The sequence below is a fragment of the Bradyrhizobium sp. genome (genome assembly GCF_035484855.1).
Lineage (GTDB): Bacteria > Pseudomonadota > Alphaproteobacteria > Rhizobiales > Xanthobacteraceae > Bradyrhizobium.
The window spans coordinates 13,793-28,795 of the sequence record NZ_DATHOP010000195.1 but is presented as its reverse complement, the minus strand read 5'-3'; the positions used below and the strand labels follow the sequence as shown (position 1 = coordinate 28,795).

Sequence of the window (15,003 nt, the reverse complement as noted above, 5' to 3'; positions counted from 1 at the left end):
CCGTCGGTGACGTTGATCGGGCAGCCCATCCCGAACTCGGCCTGATTGAATAAAAATGTGAAGGCGTGCTTGGCGACGACGGGATATTTGTCGGGCCAGCCCATAATGCCCTTGCGCAACGACATCGCATGAATGCCGAATTCGCCGAACGCGGCCTTCTCCAACTCGCGATAGGCCGGATGATACTCGATCCACTGCGCGTCGCGCCCGAAACGGTCGCGCTGGTGCAGCACCGGCACATGACGGTCGGCCAGCCGCGCGCATTCGTCGAGATGGCCGCCGGCGAGCGCACCCAGCCGGTCGAGATGCGGCTCGATATGGTGAAACAGCGCATCCGGCAAATGAATCCGCAGCAGGTCCGTCAGCGCCGGATCGGCGCGGTAGAAATTCATTCCGGAGGTATCCGGCGCGAGCAATCCCGGCCGATCGGCCGGCATCACTTCGTCGTGTTTGACTGGCTTGTGCATCTGCAACTCTTGTTCGTTCCACCTGGTGTTTTAGATGATCGTTTTAGATGATATAGATCATTTCAGAGAAGGCAGGCGCCAAAGCCGCCACGACAACATATCAGGAGGAAGGCCCATGGCGGAGGTTTATCGCATCTTCGGCGCCGAGATGTCGCCCTACTCGGTCAAGGTGCGATCCTATTTTCGCTACAAGGCCATTCCGCATCAATGGGTGTTGCGCGGCGCGGCAAGCCAGGCGGAATTCGAGAAACACGCCAAAATGCCGATCGTGCCGCTGGTGGTGACCCCCGACGGCAGGGGCATCCAGGATTCCACGCCGATCATTGACGCGATGGAGAAGCTTTATCCTGCGCCCTCGATCCATCCCGACGATCCCGTCGCCAACTTCATTTCCGCGCTGGTGGAGGAATTCGGCGACGAGTGGGGCAACAAATGGATGTTTCACTACCGCTGGGCCCGCGACGTCGACCAGATCTCGTCGGCCGGGCGGATCGCGCGGATGCGGGGACCCGCGGCCAGCGAGGAGCAGCACGCGGCGCTTGCCGGCCAGATCCGCGCCCGCATGGTGGACCGGGTATGGTTCGTCGGCTCCAATGAGACGACCGCGCCGCAGATCGAGGCCGGCTTCCTCGATATGCTCAAGCTGTTGGACGCCCATCTCGCGACGCGGCCCTATCTGTTCGGCGGACGGCCCGCCTACGGCGATTTCGGTCTGTGGGGCCAGATCTACGAGATGTGGACCGATCCAACCGCAGGCGCGCTGATCGGCGGCGGCGCGCCGCATGTGCTGGATTGGGTGCACCGCATGTTGTGGCCGAAGGCGGAAGGCGCATTCGAGGCTTGGACGGCGCTGGCGGCGACCTTGATGCCGATTTTGCAGAAACAAATCGGGGCACAATTCATGCCGTGGACCTGCGCCAATGAGAAGGCGCTGGCGGGCGCGCACGAGGAGTTCAGCGTCACGCTCGCCGGCAAGGTCTGGACCCAGAAGCCGCAGAAATACCACGCGCGTTCGCTTGCCATGCTGCGCGCCAAATATGCTGACGCAGCCGACAAGGCAGCGCTCGATCCCGTATTGGACGCCGCAGGCTGCCTCGAAGGGTTGCGCGGCTGAACGCTCACGATAAGGAAAACGCCATGGAGATTCCAAAATACAAAATCGCCCTGATCGTCGGCGCCGGCGAGGGCCTGAGCGCGTCGCTGGCACGATTGTTCGCCAAGCAAAATATCCGCCTCGCACTCGCCGCGCGGCAGATCGAAAAACTCGGCGCGCTCTGCAACGAGACCGGTGCCGGCGCCTTTGCCTGCGACGCCACCAAGCCAGAAGAGGTCGAGCGCCTGTTCGGGCTGGTGGAGCGCGAGATCGGTGCCCCCGACGTCGTGGTCTATAACGCCAGCGCGCGGGCGCGCGGCGCGTTTACCGATCTGGTGCCGGCGGAGGTCGCACACGCCATCAGCGTCAGCGCCTTCGGCGGCTTCCTGGTGGCGCAGCAGGCGGTCAAGCGAATGCTGCCCAACAGGCATGGCGCGATCCTGTTCACGGGCGCCTCCGCCAGCGTCAAGGGCTATCCGCAATCGGCGCCGTTTGCGATGGGCAAGTTCGCGCTGCGCGGCTTGGCGCAAAGCATGGCGCGCGAATTGTCGCCGCAGGGCATCCATATCGCGCATTTCGTGATCGACGGCGGCATCCGCAGCGCCGCGCGTGTCGAGGCCGCCGACCGGCCCGATTCCATGCTCGATCCCGACGCCATCGCGCAGAGCTACTGGAACGTGCTGCAACAGCCGCGCAGCGCCTGGACCTGGGAACTGGAATTGCGGCCGTGGGTGGAGAAGTTTTAGGAGCCTGCACCAGGACCAATAAGCCGTCATTGCGAGGAACTCTTGCGACGAAGCAATCCATCTTTCTTGCTGCGGCATGGATTGCTTCGCTGCGCTCGCAATGACGGCCGGGACGAACAGGAGAAATCATGACCACCGAAATCATTATCGACACCGGCACCAGCGAACTGCGCTGCACGATCCGCGACCGCGTCGCGGTGATCACGCTGAATCGCCCCGAGGTCCGCAACGCGCTATCCGACAACCTGACGCCAGCGCTGCGCACCATGATCAAGACTTGCGGCGAGAACCCCGACGTCGGCGCGCTCCTGATCACCGGCGCGGGCACGGCGTTCTGCGCCGGCGGCAACGTCAAGGGCATGGGCGCCCACAGAGACCAGAAGAAGCTCGCAATGTCCTATGACGAGAAAATCGCGGACCTGCAGGAACGCCAGCGCCTGCTCACCGGCGCGCTGATCTCGGTGCGCAAGCCGACGATTGCCGCCCTGCCCGGCCCCGCGGTCGGCGCGGGGCTGGCCATCGCCATGGCCTGCGATATCCGCATCGCGGCGCAATCGGCTTTCGTCTCCACCGGCTATCTGCGGGTGGGCTTAAGCGGCGATTACGGCATCGCCTGGCTGCTGACGCGGCTGGTCGGGACATCGCGGGCGCGCGAATTGATGTTCACCGCCGACAAGGTCGATGCGGCGAGATGCGAGGCAATCGGCCTCGTCAACCGCGTGGTGTCGGACGAAAGACTGCAGGATGAAGCGTTTGCGCTGGCGAAATCGATGGCCGAAGGCCCGACGATCGCGCTGCGCTACATGAAGGACAATCTCGACGAAGCGCTATTGTTCGATTTTGCCACGGCTCGCGACCACGAGGCCGAGCGCCTGATCCGCACCACCATGACCGCCGACCATCGCGAGGCGGTGCAGGCGTTCATCGAGAAGCGCAAGGCGATGTTTACCGGGAAATAGAGCCGTTTGGTGATTTCATCCTTCGAGACGCATCGCTCTGCGATGCTCCTCAGGATGACGTCCTGTAATCCTCATGGTGAGGAGAAGCGTAGGGTGGGCAAAGGCGCCTTCGCGCCGTGCCCACCATCGACAAGGAGCCATTTGAATGGTGGGCACGCTTCGCTTTGCCCACCCTACGATTCTCTCAAACCGCCGGTTGTAACGCGATCTGCGTTGCCGCCAACCGCCAGCTGGCGCAGGGAATCTCTTGCCGCGCGATCTCGATCTGCTTCTCGAACCGCACCAGCTTCCAGTCGTCGGGATTGTGCGCGAAGGCAAAGCCGGATTTGCGGGCGAGGCCGATCATGGCCGCGTTGGAGCGCAGGGTATCGCCGAACATCCGGCGCGCGCCGAAGGCTGCGGCGCGGCATTGCAGGTTGCCGAGCAGCACCTGGCCTATGCCCTGGCCCTGCCAGCGGTCGTCGACCGACAGGCCGAACTCGAAACGATCGCCGTCATAAGCGTAGCGGGCTTCGCCGACGATGGTCTCAAAACCATCGATGGTCATGGTCGCGATCACGCTGAACCGGTCGTCCTCGCCGGCGTGGGTGAAGTGCGCCAGCAGGTTTTTCGGCAACTCGCTGATGGCCCCGAGGAAACGATTATAGCGCGAGCGGGTCGTCAGCGATCGGAAATAGGCCTGCAGCGCCTCGGCATCGCCGGGCTCGACAAACCGCACCGCGAGCGCCTTGCCATTGCGCAGCCGCAGTATGTCGGAATGTTGCCGGAGGTCGTCGAGGCGAAGCATGGTCATGGCTTAATTTCCGTCGGTTCCGAAAGACGTCGGCCGGCGTCCCTCTTCAGGAGGCGACGCCGGCCTGGCTGCTGTTCAAGCCTGCCAAAATGGCTTTTCGAGTTCGCCCGCGATATCGCTCCTGGAAAGGCCGACGTCATGCAGGTCGCGCTCGGTCCATTCCGCCAATTCACGGCGCTGGCGCCAGCGTTCGCCCCAGACGTGGAACGTTTCCCCGAGCTGGGCGAGAAACCCGGAACCATGATGATTTGTCATTGAATGATGCGAATAGATGGACATGATGTCCTCCTAAAGATAAGCTGTTGAAGCGAATATCTGCGCAATCGGGCCTTTCGACAAACGACATGTTGTGCCGCTTCACATGAGATAAACTCATGGATAGGTGACCGCCGAATGACCGCCCGATTGCCTTCCCTGAACGGATTGCGGGCGTTTGAGGCCGCGGCCCGGCATTTGAGCTTCACCGTTGCCGCCTCCGAACTGAACGTCACGCAGACCGCGATCAGCCACCAGATCCGGCGGCTGGAGGAGGAACTCGGGATTCGCCTGTTCGTCCGGCAAAACCGCGCGCTGGCGCTGACGCCGGAGGCCAGGGATTACCTCCCCGGCGTCCGCGCCGCCTTCAACGACCTGCGCCTGGCCACCGACCGGCTGCTCCGCAAGGACGACGGCCATGTGCTGACGGTGTCGACGCTGGCCTCGCTTGCCGCCAAATGGCTGCTGCCGCGGCTCTCCACCTTCCAGGAAGCCCATCCCGGCATCGACGTCCGCATCACCACCTCGACCGGCCTGGTCGATTTCAGCACCGGCGATGTCGATGCCGCGATCCGCTACGGCCGCGGCCATTGGGCCGGCGTCCGCGCCGACTGGCTGATGGCCGATGAACTGTTCCCGGTCTGCAGCCCGGCGCTGCTCGCCGGCGACAAGCCGCTGCGCTGCCCGCAGGACCTCGCCGACCACACCTTCCTGCACACCAGCGGCGGTTACGACGACGACTGGCGGCTGTGGCTCACGGCCGCGGGACTGCCATCGAACATCTCGAAGCACGCCGGCGTCAGCTTCGATCTGATTTTCCTGACCGTGCAGGCGGCGATCGACGGCCACGGCGTCGCCATGGGCCGCACCTCCTATGTCGCCGACGATATCGCCAAGGGGCGGCTGGTGGTTCCCTTCAAGATCGCGCTGCCGGCCGACGCCGGTTTCTACCTGGTCTCGCCGGAAGCCAGGGCCGATCCGCCCAAGCTCAGGGACTTCCGGCAATGGCTGAAGGCCTCGGTCCAGAACAAAGCCTGAAAAACCATCCACGTTACGAGGGCAAAGCCCGGCTCGTTCGACGTTTTCCGGTTGGTCGCGCCGTGCGGACATGGCAGATTGTCTCACCAACAAAAACAATCGTCGGCCGGCGTGAAAACCTTTCCGCACCGGCCGCTTATGGGGGGACTGAAATTGCAGGACGCCAAGGGCGTAGCGCCCGCTTCGCAAGGCGCGACCGAAGGTTTCTGGCCCAAGGGCTGGTGGTCGATCGTCGATTACAAGATCGGCATCATTCCGGTACCGGTTTTCGTGATCTTGTTCGCGGTGATTGCCGGATTCGCTCTCACGGGAAAAGTGCCATCCGATATCCTGATGGCGATCGTTCTGCTCTCGATGGGCGGCTTCACTTGCGCCGAATTGGGCAAGCGAATCCCGATCATCAAGAACATCGGCGCTGCGGCGATCTTTGCCACCTTCATCCCGTCCTATCTCGCATTTCATCATTTGTTGCCGGACTCCATTCTGGATTCGGTGAAGGATTTCACCAAGGATTCGAACTTTCTCTATCTGTTCATTTCCTGCATTATCGTCGGCAGCATTTTGGGGATGGACCGCGGCGTCCTGATCAAGGGTTTTCTCAAGATATTCGTGCCATTGGCCGCGGGCTCGGTCGCAGGCGGGATCGTCGGCACGCTCGTCGGCGTCCTGTTCGGTCTCGGCGCTTACCATACCTTCTTCTTTGTCGTGGTCCCGATCATGGCCGGAGGCGTGGGCGAGGGAGCGATCCCGCTCTCCATCGGCTATTCGCAAATCCTGCACCAGGCGCAGGGCGATTTGTTCGCCCAAGTATTGCCGCCGGTGATGCTCGGCAGCCTGACGGCCATCCTGCTGGCGGGCACGCTCAATTACGTCGGCAAGAAATATCCGCATCTCACCGGCGAAGGGCGCCTGCAACCGGGCGAGCACGACGAACTGGAATTCGAGGAAGAGGATGCGGACGACCACGTCGACGTCACGACGGTTGCAGCCGCCGTCGTTACCGCCGTGACGCTGTATCTGATCGGTGCCCTGGCACAGCGGGTGCTTGGCTTTCCCGCGCCGGTGGTGATGCTGGTGATCGCCGTGTTCCTGAAGCTGGCGCGGGCGGTGTCGCCAGCGCTGCAGGTCGGGGCCTTTCACGTCTACAAGTTCTTCTCGACCGCCGTCACCTACCCGCTGCTCTTCGCCATCGGCGTTGCGTTGACGCCGTGGGACAAACTGGTGGCAGCTTTCACGGTGCCTTACGTCATTACGATCGTATCGACGGTGGTAGCGATCATGACGACAGGATTTTTCGTCGGGGGCTGGATGAAAATGTATCCGATCGATACCGCGATCGTCACCGCCTGCCACAGTGGCCAGGGCGGCACCGGCGATGTCGCCATCCTCACCGCGGCCAATCGCATGCAACTGATGCCGTTTGCGCAAATCGCCACGCGGATCGGCGGGGCGATTACCGTGACGGTAGTGCTGATCGTATTGACGCAGGTCGGCTAGGTTTCGCAAAAAGCTGTCGCCAATCCCGGCCTGTCCGACGCCCGGCGCGGAACAAAACCTGAAAAATCATCCACATTGCTGAGGCGAACCCCGCCTCGTTCGGCGTTTTCCGGTTGGTCGGGCGTTGCAGACATGGCAGATTGCCAAGCCAAAGAGAGTAACTGTCGGCTGGCGAAAAGCCTTTCCGCACTAGCTACTTCGAAACGGGGAGAGACTCGCCATGTCGCAGACATCCACATCACAGCCGCCTCAGATCAAGTCGCGCCTCGGCGCCATCCTGCGCGCTACCAGCGGCAATTTCCTCGAGCAGTTCGACTTCTTCCTGTTCGGTTTCTATGCGCCCCTGATCGCAAAGGCGTTCTTTCCCTCGCATGACGAGGCCGCCGCCTTGCTCAATACCTTCGGCGTATTCTGGCTGGGCGCCCTGATGCGTCCGATCGGCGCCGTCGTGCTCGGCGCCTATATCGACCGGATCGGCCGCCGCCTCGGCCTGATCGTGACGCTGGCCATCATGGCGATGGGCACGATCATCATCGCATTCTGTCCGACCTATGCCACCATCGGCGTTGCCGCCCCGGTCATCGTGCTGATCGGCCGTCTGCTGCAGGGTTTTTCCGCCGGCGTCGAGCTCGGCGGCGTGTCGGTCTATCTGTCCGAGATCGCCACCCCCGGCAACCGCGGTTTCTACACCTCGTTTCAATCCTCCAGCCAGCAGGTCGCCATCTTCGTCGCGGCCACCATCGGCTACATCCTGAACCAGAGCATGCCCACCGCAACCATCGAGGAATGGGGCTGGCGCATTCCGTTCTTCATCGGCTGTCTCATCATTCCCGTCATTTTCGTGCTGCGGCGGACGCTGGAAGAAACGCCGGCGTTCCTGTCCATGAAGAAGCATCCGACGACGTCGGAGGTCTTCAGTTCGGCGGCCGTCAACTGGAAGATCATCCTGCTCGGCATGATGCTGGCGGCCATGACCACCGTGACCTTCTACTTCGTGACCGTCTTTACCCCATCCTTCGGCAAGGAGTTGCACCTCTCCGCCCAGGACAGCCTGCTGGTCACCCTGATGGTTGCGGTCACCAATTTCATCTGGAATCCGGTCGGCGGCGCATTGTCCGACCGCATCGGCCGGAGGCCGGTGTTGCTGGTCATTGCGGGCCTCTCTTTCGTGACCGCCTATCCCGTGCTGATGTGGCTCACCGCCGCCCCGACGTTCGGCAAGATGCTGGCGGTCGGAATGATGTTCTCGCTGTATTTCGGCGTCTACAGCGGCACGATGCTGGGCGCGCTGGTCGAGATCGTGCCGGCGCATGTCCGCACCACCTGTTTCTCGCTGGCGTTCGCGCTGGCGGCGGCGCTGTTCGGCACCTTCACGCCGTTTGCGGCATTGAAGCTGACGGCACTGACCGGCGACAAGGCGTCTCCCGCCTATTGGCTGATGTGCGCCGCGGCTAGCGGCTTCATCGCCGCCATCGTGATCTACCGCAGCGGCGCGGTCGAAGCGCGCGAACAGGCGGTCGCAGCCCAGTTGGGGTGATTCCCGAAGCCGCGGGCCACGCAATCGCATGGCTCGCGGCTTTGATTTCCATGCAAACAACGATAACAAGACGGCATGGTCGACCTTAGCCGCAAATACGATGTGCTGGTGATCGGCGGCGGCAACGCCGCGCTGTGCGCGGCGATCAGCGCGCGGCGGCTGGGGGCTTCCGTGCTGGTGCTGGAGGGCGCGCCGAAATTCTACCGGGGCGGCAACAGCCGCCATACCCGCAACATGCGCTGCGCCCATGATGCTGCGACCGACATCCTGACCGGGCCCTATCCGGAAGCCGAATTCTGGGACGATTTGTTGCGCATCACGGGCGGCCAGACCGACGAGGAACTGGCGCGCCACATGATCGCCGAATCCAAGGACATATTGGGCTGGATCGTCGAGCAGGGCGTGCGCTGGCAGCCCTCGCTCGGCGGCACGCTCAGTCTTGGGCGGACCAATTCGTTCTTCCTCGGCGGCGGCCGTGCCATGCTGAACGCGCTCTATCTCACCGCCGAGCAGCTTGGCATCGACATCCTCTACGACGCCGAAGTGCTCGATCTGGAAATCGAGCACGGCATGTTTCTCTCCGCCGTGCTGAAGCAGGGCGACGGCCGCGCCAAAGTCAGCGCCGCGGCAATGGTCGCGGCCGCCGGCGGTTTCGAGGCCAATATCGAATGGCTGAAGCAGTATTGGGGCGAGGCCGCCGACAACTTTCTCATTCGCGGAACGCCGTATAATCGCGGTTCGATTCTGAAAATCCTGCTTGAAAAGGGCGTGCAGGAGATCGGCGATCCCACCCAGTGCCATGCGGTCGCGATCGACGCGCGGGCGCCAAAATTCGACGGCGGCATCATCACCCGCCATGACTCCGTCGTGTTCGGCATCGTCGTCAACAAGCACGCGATGCGCTTCTACGACGAGGGCGAAGACATCTGGCCGAAGCGCTACGCGATCTGGGGCCGCCTGGTCGCGGCGCAGCCGGACCAGATCGCCTATATCATCTTCGATTCCAGCGTGCTCACCAGCTTCATGCCGACGCTGTTTCCGCCGATCAAGGCCGACAGCATCGCTGAACTGGCCTCCAAATTCGAGCTCGATCCGGCTGCGCTGGAGAAGACCGTCGCCGAGTTCAACGCTGCTGTCAGGCCCGGCACCTTCGACCACACCATCCTCGACGATTGCCGCACCGAGGGCGTGATGCCGCCGAAGACGCATTGGGCGCGCCGGATCGAGGCGCCGCCTTATTACGCCTATCCGGTGCGGCCCGGCATCACCTTCACCTATCTCGGCACTCGCGTGAACAAGCAGGCGCGGATACTGATGAAGGACGGCAAGCCTTCCGCCAACATGTTCGCCGCCGGCGAGATCATGGCGGGCAACGTGCTCGGCAAGGGTTACGCGGCCGGCGTCGGCATGACCATCGGCAGCGTGTTCGGACGGATCGCGGGACGGGAAGCGGCGCAAAATGCGCGGAACTAGAATGGAATTCGAATCACCTCGCCCCGCTTGCGGGGAGGGGTCGGATTGCGAAGCAATCCGGGTGAGGGGGATTCTCAACGAGTCGCACTCGCTGAGAGAGCCCCTCACCCCAGCCCTCCAAGAGCGAGCTTCGCTCGTCTCGACCCCGCGAAGGGCGGGGAGAGGGAGAAGATTATCGAAGCGAGGGATCATGCCACGTACTTCCCATGCAATCCTTGCGACCATGTTGATGATGGCTACATCGGTGGCGGCCAACGCGGCCGAGCCGATTGCGCTCCGCGACATGGGCTCGTTCCATGTCGGCGGCCGGCTGGTCGAGATTTCGGGCAAGCCGGTGAAGGAGATCACCTTCACGCCGGGCGGCGTGCCGGCCAAGGTCGATCCGAACGGCACCTATCAGGTCGAACAGATGTACGTGCAGTATTTTCTGCCCGCCAATGAAACCGGCGCTTATCCGTTGCTGCTGTGGCATGGCGGCGGGTTGACCGGCGTCACCTGGGAGACCACGCCGGACGGACGCGAAGGCTGGTTGAACTATTTCCTGCGGAAAGGCTGGAGCGTCTACAATTCCGACGCCGTCGAGCGCGGCCGCGCCGGCTGGGCGCAATATCCCGATATCTTCAAGGGCGAGCCGGTGTTTCTCACCACCAGCAACCCGTTCGAGCGCTTTCGCATCGGCGCGGGGCCCGGCTCCTACGATCCCGATCCGGCGAAGCGGAAATTGATGCCGGGCAGCCTGTTTCCGGCCGAAGGTTACGACAACTTCGTCAAGCAGAACGTGCCGCGCTGGACCACCACCGATGACGCCATCATCGCCGCCTACATCGCCGAGATCGATCGCGTCGGTCCCTGCATCCTGCTGTTCCACAGCCAGGCCGGCACCTTCGGCTTCAAGGTCGCCCAGGCGCGGCCCGACAAGGTCAAGGCGCTGATCGCGGTCGAGCCGGCCGGCGTCGGCGATCCCTCCCGCGCCGACGTGCTGAAGAACATCCCGACGCTGTTCATCTATGGCGACTACATCGATCGCGATTCGCGCTGGCCAAAAATCCGCGCTACCGGCATCGCCTTCGCCGACAGCATCAGGGCGGCCGGCGGCAGCGCCGATATCGTCGACCTGCCCAAGGTCGGGATTACAGGCAATTCGCACATGATGATGATGGACAAGAACAACACCGAGATTGCCGCGCTAATCCAGAATTGGCTGGAAAGCAAGGGGCTGACCAAAAAGCCCTGAGCGGTTTCTCGAGAACGGAAGTGGCGCGACATGCACGGAACCAGCACTTTGGAGGAGGCCGACCGGCTAATGACGGTCTGCAATTCCTGCCGCTACTGCGAGGGGCTGTGCGCGGTATTTCCGGCGATGGAAATGCGCCGCGCGTTTTCCGACGGTGACCTCAATTATTTCGCCAATCTCTGCCACGCCTGCGGCGCCTGCTACACCGACTGCCAGTTCTCGCCGCCGCACGAGTACAACGTCAATGTGCCGAAGACGCTGGCCATCGCGCGCGCCGATTCCTGGGCCGCCTATGCCTGGCCGCGGGCGGCCTCCGGCCTGTTCGCCAATAACGGGCTCGCGATTGCCATCATCGCGGCGCTCAGCGTCGCCGCTTTCATCTTCGGCTTCGCCGCGTTCAATGACCACCAGGTGCTCACAGGCATCCACACCGGCCCCGGCGCATTCTACGCCCTGATGCCGCATACCGCGATGGCGGTGCTGTTCGGCGCTGCGTTCCTCTATGCAATGGTGGCGCTCGTGATGGGCGTCCGCGCGTTCTGGCGCGATATCGGCGAGCCCATGGGCACGCTGGCCGATCCGCCCTCGCTGTGGCAGGCGATCAAGGACGCCAGCCAGCTGCGCTATCTCGACGGCGGCGGGGTCGGCTGCGTCAACGAGGACGAGCGGCCGACCGACCGGCGCAAGATCTATCATCACCTGACGTTCTACGGATTTGTCCTTTGCTTCGCCGCGACCTGTGTCGCCACGCTCTATCACTATCTGCTGGCGCGCGAGGCGCCCTATGCCTGGTGGGATCTGCCGGTCGTGCTGGGCACGCTGGGCGGCATCGGGCTTCTGATCGGGCCAGCGGGACTGTGGTTCGAGAAATCCAGGCGCGATCCGGTGCTGGTCGACGAGGCGAGCACCGGCATGGATGTCGCGTTCATCGCCATGCTGTTCTTGACGTCGCTCACCGGCATGGTGCTGCTGTTGCTGCGCGACACCTCGGCGATGGGACCGCTGCTGGCACTGCATCTCGGCGTGGTGTTCTCGCTGTTCATCACCATGCCCTATGGCAAGTTCGTGCACGGGCTCTATCGTTTCGCGGCGCTGGTGCGCTATGCGCGGGAGCGGCGGATGGTGGGGCATGGCACGCCGCAGTGAGATGCCCTCACCCTGAGGAGCGGCCACTCGGCCGCGTCTCGAAGGGCGACTTGCACGACCGTCCTTCGAGACAGGCGCAAGAGCGCCTTCACCTACCCGGCTCTCAACCGCTTACGATGTCCGTGCCTTGTTGACACCGCCGACGATGGCGAGTTGCACCGCCCATGCCACGCGCTGGGTGACCCAGTCGCTGTCGTGCAGCCTGCTGTCATCCGTCGGGTCGACCATCCGGTCGAATGAGACCCCCTCGACCTGATGCAAGCCCTTCATGAAGGCGAAGCGGCGGAACACATTGACGCCGGCGTCCCGCGCCAGTTCGCTGATCGACTCGACCATCGCGATCGCCTTGTCCTTCTTGGCCGGCGTCAGCACGGCCGGCAAATATTGCAGGTCCATCAGAATGACGTCGGCCTGCGTCTTGTCGCGCAGCTTGACGAGTCCATCGCGGATGGCGCCGGTGGTCTGGTTGAAGGAGGGTGGCGGCGGATTCTGGTGCGGGTCTTGCCAGACCGCGTTCGTTCCAACTTGCCAGATCACCAGATCCGGGTTCTCGGCGACGACATCCGTATCGAACCGCTGATACTCGGCCGGCGCTTCCTGGCCGCCGATCCCCTTGTTGACCATGGTGATGTTGACGCCCGAATACGCGCTCTGCAGGAACGACAGCAGCCGCCCCGGATAGGCCGAGATGTTGCCTTCACCCGCCGTCGTCGACGAGCCTATCGCAACTATTTTGGCCTCGCCCTTGGTGAGCGCTTGCGCAAATCGGCTCAGGCCGTACGCGAAGGGGATCGGTTCAACCGGGATCTTTGAGGGATCGCCATCCATGGGTCACCTGTCTGTTGCAGCCGCGACAACTTAGGGTGGAACGACAATAGCGTGCGCCGGCGAGATCGGCTAGTGACAAGGTCGTTTTTCTGGTTCGATTGTCAAACAACTGCTGTTACCGTCCCCTGGTCGTCGGTCTTGATCGCGGGGAGACACACATGCTCGCGCGGATTGCCGTAGCCCGCATGAGCGCAAGCGACATGAGGGACACAGAGCAAGCAGGAGTCCCGGATATCGCTTCGCTCATCCGGGCTACGCTTGCTGAGAGATGGATTGCTTCGCTTCGCTCGCAATGACGGAAGTCCACGGCTGTCATTCCGGGATGGTCCGAAGGACCAGACCCGGAATCTCGAGATTCCGGGTTCGATGCTTCGCATCGCCGCGGAATGACGATCAGAGATCCACCACCACGTAATCGCTCTCCACCGACACCGCCAAGGTCTCCGCCACATACGGCCCCTTCACCACGGCCGAGCCCGGTTCGACGTTGACCGGATAGGCCCGCGCGCGAAAACGCTTGGGGTCGCAGTAGGACTGGCCGGTGCGGATGTCGAATTCCCAGCCGTGCCAGGGGCAGCGGATGATCTCGCCGAGCTTGGTGTATTCGATCTCGCCGGGATCGGAGGATTGCGCAAGCCCGATCAGCGGGCCCTCGCACAGCGCCGCGCCCTGATGCGGGCAGCGGTTCAACAGCCCAAAAAATTCGCCTTTGACGTTGAACACCGCGATCGGGCGCTCGTCGATGGTGAGGAATTTGCGGCTGCCCGGCGGCAACTCGTTCACCGGGGCGATGACGTGACGAACCATCTTTTGCTACGCCAACCCGTACAGCTTCATCGCGTTGCCGAGATAGAACGCGTCGCGGTTGGCGTCGCTGACGCCGGGCGGCAGCACCCGCGACGGGTCGTCGTAATCCCAATGCGGATAGTCGGTGGCGAACAATAATTTGTCCCAGCCGATCCAGTCGATCAGCTGGAACAGATGATCGCGCTTTTCCGGGTCTTCCATCGGCTGCGTGGTCCACCAGATGTGGTCGTGGATATACTCCGACGGCTTGCGCTTGAGATACGGCACCTCGCTGTGCAGCCGCTCAAAGGTCTTGTCGAGCCGCCATGCCAGCGACGGCGCCCAGCCGAAGCCGGCCTCGATCATGATCATCTTCAGTCTCGGGTGCCGCTCGAACACGCCTTCCAGCACGAGGCTCGACAGCGCGGTCTGCTGGCATTGCGAGTGCCCGACCATCTCCTCGATGTAATAGCTCGGCCAGCCCGAGGCGGTAATCGGATTGCCGCCGAACCCGAAGGCATGGACGCCGACCGGGAGCCCTACCTCTTCGGCGGCCTCATAGATCGGCCAATACCGGCGCTGGCCGAGCGGCTCGACATTGCGGCTGAGCAGCAGCACCTGCACAAAATTCTTGTCGCCGGCGCGCTTGCGGATTTCCGCGGCTGCCGTCGGACCGTCCTCATTGCCGACCACCACCGAGCCTTTCAGGCGGGAATCCTGGCTGGTCCATTTATCGATCTGCCAGTCGTTGATCGCCGAGCAGATCGCAGCGGCCAGATCATGGTTGCGGATGCCCTGCCCGGTGTTGAGCGGATTGAGCACGCCGAGCGCGACATTGTTGGGATCGAGATGCTGCTTCTGCATGAACGACAGCGACGAGCCCTGCGGGCCGCCTTCCGGCGGATAGGCGTCGCGGCGCGAGGCGTTCGGCTGCGCCTTGGGATAGGGCGGGCCTTCCATCATGCCCTGATAGGGATGCTTGCCGTAGGTCTCGAGATGGGCGTGCCAGCGCTTTGCCAGATAGGGATACAGTTCGGTCCGGGTCGCGCGCGCGGGATGGATATCGCCATCGGCGATCGCAGTCTTGGCCTTGACGGACGCAGCAGGCTCCGGGCGTTCGCGAATCTGGATGTTCATGGCGTCATCTCCTT

At 63.1% G+C, this 15,003-nt stretch carries 14 protein-coding genes and 1 pseudogene; 9 read left to right on the top strand and 6 right to left on the bottom strand.

Features of this window, described 5'->3' with window-relative positions; all coding sequences use genetic code 11:
* A pseudogene (locus VK804_RS22065) lies at nt 1-467 on the bottom strand (DNA alkylation response protein); the annotation flags it as partial.
* A 115-nt stretch (nt 468-582) separates the two neighbouring features.
* Between VK804_RS22065 and VK804_RS22060 the strand changes: the two are divergent.
* From VK804_RS22060 to VK804_RS22050, 3 genes are all read left to right on the top strand, one after another.
* Entirely contained in the window at nt 583-1,581 is a 999-nt protein-coding gene (locus VK804_RS22060) for a glutathione S-transferase family protein (RefSeq protein WP_325374175.1), read from the top strand.
* 23 nt (nt 1,582-1,604) lie between these two features.
* Nucleotides 1,605-2,306 (top strand): SDR family NAD(P)-dependent oxidoreductase, encoded by a 702-nt coding sequence (locus VK804_RS22055; RefSeq protein WP_325374173.1) that lies wholly within the window; start codon nt 1,605-1,607, stop codon nt 2,304-2,306.
* Between the two features lie 128 nt (nt 2,307-2,434).
* Nucleotides 2,435-3,265, top strand: coding sequence for an enoyl-CoA hydratase (locus VK804_RS22050; protein WP_325374172.1), 831 nt, complete (start codon nt 2,435-2,437; stop codon nt 3,263-3,265).
* Nucleotides 3,266-3,449: 184 nt separating this feature from the next.
* Here VK804_RS22050 and VK804_RS22045 read toward each other — a convergent pair whose 3' ends face one another.
* Nucleotides 3,450-4,058 carry a GNAT family N-acetyltransferase gene (locus VK804_RS22045; protein ID WP_325374170.1) on the bottom strand — a complete coding sequence of 203 codons (609 nt, stop codon included), beginning with the start codon at nt 4,056-4,058 and terminating at the stop codon, nt 3,450-3,452.
* Between the two features lie 75 nt (nt 4,059-4,133).
* On the bottom strand, nt 4,134-4,337 hold the full coding sequence (locus VK804_RS22040; protein ID WP_325374169.1) for a DUF1127 domain-containing protein: 204 nt from the start codon (nt 4,335-4,337) through the stop codon (nt 4,134-4,136).
* Between the two features lie 114 nt (nt 4,338-4,451).
* On the opposite strand from VK804_RS22040, the gene VK804_RS22035 reads away from it, so the two are divergent.
* From VK804_RS22035 to tcuB, 6 genes are all read left to right on the top strand, one after another.
* The gene (locus VK804_RS22035) at nt 4,452-5,351 is read left to right on the top strand and encodes a transcriptional regulator GcvA (protein ID WP_325374167.1); all 900 of its coding nucleotides are present in this window, start codon (nt 4,452-4,454) and stop codon (nt 5,349-5,351) included.
* Between the two features lie 153 nt (nt 5,352-5,504).
* Nucleotides 5,505-6,848, top strand: coding sequence for a 2-hydroxycarboxylate transporter family protein (locus VK804_RS22030; RefSeq protein ID WP_325374165.1), 1,344 nt, complete (start codon nt 5,505-5,507; stop codon nt 6,846-6,848).
* Nucleotides 6,849-7,068: 220 nt separating this feature from the next.
* On the top strand, nt 7,069-8,385 hold the full coding sequence (locus tag VK804_RS22025) for an MFS transporter (RefSeq protein ID WP_325374164.1): 1,317 nt from the start codon (nt 7,069-7,071) through the stop codon (nt 8,383-8,385).
* Between the two features lie 75 nt (nt 8,386-8,460).
* Complete coding sequence (gene tcuA, locus VK804_RS22020; RefSeq protein ID WP_325374162.1) at nt 8,461-9,858, top strand: FAD-dependent tricarballylate dehydrogenase TcuA; 1,398 nt, start codon at nt 8,461-8,463, stop codon at nt 9,856-9,858.
* Between the two features lie 190 nt (nt 9,859-10,048).
* The gene (locus VK804_RS22015; protein WP_325374160.1) at nt 10,049-11,092 is read left to right on the top strand and encodes an esterase; all 1,044 of its coding nucleotides are present in this window, start codon (nt 10,049-10,051) and stop codon (nt 11,090-11,092) included.
* Between the two features lie 30 nt (nt 11,093-11,122).
* Nucleotides 11,123-12,238, top strand: a complete 1,116-nt coding sequence (gene tcuB / locus VK804_RS22010) for a tricarballylate utilization 4Fe-4S protein TcuB (RefSeq protein WP_325374158.1) — start codon at nt 11,123-11,125, stop codon at nt 12,236-12,238.
* A gap of 111 nt (nt 12,239-12,349) precedes the next feature.
* On the opposite strand, the gene VK804_RS22005 is transcribed toward tcuB, so the two are convergent.
* The 3 genes from VK804_RS22005 to VK804_RS21995 form a co-directional block, all read right to left on the bottom strand.
* Nucleotides 12,350-13,066: an SGNH/GDSL hydrolase family protein gene (locus VK804_RS22005; RefSeq protein WP_325374156.1), complete on the bottom strand. Its 717-nt coding sequence runs from the start codon at nt 13,064-13,066 to the stop codon at nt 12,350-12,352.
* A 393-nt stretch (nt 13,067-13,459) separates the two neighbouring features.
* Nucleotides 13,460-13,873 carry a Rieske (2Fe-2S) protein gene (locus tag VK804_RS22000; protein ID WP_325374154.1) on the bottom strand — a complete coding sequence of 138 codons (414 nt, stop codon included), beginning with the start codon at nt 13,871-13,873 and terminating at the stop codon, nt 13,460-13,462.
* Between the two features lie 6 nt (nt 13,874-13,879).
* Complete coding sequence (locus tag VK804_RS21995; RefSeq protein WP_325374152.1) at nt 13,880-14,989, bottom strand: amidohydrolase family protein; 1,110 nt, start codon at nt 14,987-14,989, stop codon at nt 13,880-13,882.
* Between the last annotated feature and the right edge of the window lie 14 nt (nt 14,990-15,003).

What these genes read in the sequence shown, in the direction of transcription:
- VK804_RS22060 (WP_325374175.1), top strand. Translation starts at nt 583, where the DNA reads ATGGCGGAGGTTTATCGCATCTTCGGCGCCGAGATGTCGCCCTACTCG.
- VK804_RS22055 (WP_325374173.1), top strand. Translation starts at nt 1,605, where the DNA reads ATGGAGATTCCAAAATACAAAATCGCCCTGATCGTCGGCGCCGGCGAG.
- VK804_RS22050 (WP_325374172.1), top strand. Translation starts at nt 2,435, where the DNA reads ATGACCACCGAAATCATTATCGACACCGGCACCAGCGAACTGCGCTGC.
- VK804_RS22045 (WP_325374170.1), bottom strand. Translation starts at nt 4,058, where the DNA reads ATGACCATGCTTCGCCTCGACGACCTCCGGCAACATTCCGACATACTG.
- VK804_RS22040 (WP_325374169.1), bottom strand. Translation starts at nt 4,337, where the DNA reads ATGTCCATCTATTCGCATCATTCAATGACAAATCATCATGGTTCCGGG.
- VK804_RS22035 (WP_325374167.1), top strand. Translation starts at nt 4,452, where the DNA reads ATGACCGCCCGATTGCCTTCCCTGAACGGATTGCGGGCGTTTGAGGCC.
- VK804_RS22025 (WP_325374164.1), top strand. Translation starts at nt 7,069, where the DNA reads ATGTCGCAGACATCCACATCACAGCCGCCTCAGATCAAGTCGCGCCTC.
- tcuA (WP_325374162.1), top strand. Translation starts at nt 8,461, where the DNA reads ATGGTCGACCTTAGCCGCAAATACGATGTGCTGGTGATCGGCGGCGGC.
- VK804_RS22015 (WP_325374160.1), top strand. Translation starts at nt 10,049, where the DNA reads ATGCCACGTACTTCCCATGCAATCCTTGCGACCATGTTGATGATGGCT.
- tcuB (WP_325374158.1), top strand. Translation starts at nt 11,123, where the DNA reads ATGCACGGAACCAGCACTTTGGAGGAGGCCGACCGGCTAATGACGGTC.
- VK804_RS22005 (WP_325374156.1), bottom strand. Translation starts at nt 13,066, where the DNA reads ATGGATGGCGATCCCTCAAAGATCCCGGTTGAACCGATCCCCTTCGCG.
- VK804_RS22000 (WP_325374154.1), bottom strand. Translation starts at nt 13,873, where the DNA reads ATGGTTCGTCACGTCATCGCCCCGGTGAACGAGTTGCCGCCGGGCAGC.
- VK804_RS21995 (WP_325374152.1), bottom strand. Translation starts at nt 14,989, where the DNA reads ATGAACATCCAGATTCGCGAACGCCCGGAGCCTGCTGCGTCCGTCAAG.